1 protein-coding gene is annotated in these 205 nt (G+C 72.7%); it reads right to left on the reverse strand.

The genetic code is table 11. From position 1 onward, the window contains the following. On the reverse strand, nt 1–205 hold a 205-nt coding region (locus ACLNEE_RS17150), incomplete at both ends, for a hypothetical protein (protein WP_412007479.1).

The following is a 205-nucleotide window of genomic DNA, read 5'->3' on the forward strand; positions in this document are numbered from 1 at the left end:
TGGCGCTTTCACCGTCGGCGATGGAGGCTTCTCCGAGGGCTGTGGCGGCGGTACCTGAAGCCCGGGCGTCCAACCCGACGGCGGTCGCGGCGGTTCCGGTGGCATTGGCGCTAGGACCTATTGCCGTCGCCTGTCCCCCTGAGGCCAGGGCCTCGGCCCCGACGGCGGTCGCGGCGGTTCCGCTGGCGTTGGCGTTGCGCCCCAA

Origin of the sequence: Aphanothece stagnina RSMan2012 (assembly GCF_046764815.1) — a bacterium.
Classification (GTDB): domain Bacteria; phylum Cyanobacteriota; class Cyanobacteriia; order PCC-6307; family Cyanobiaceae; genus NIES-981.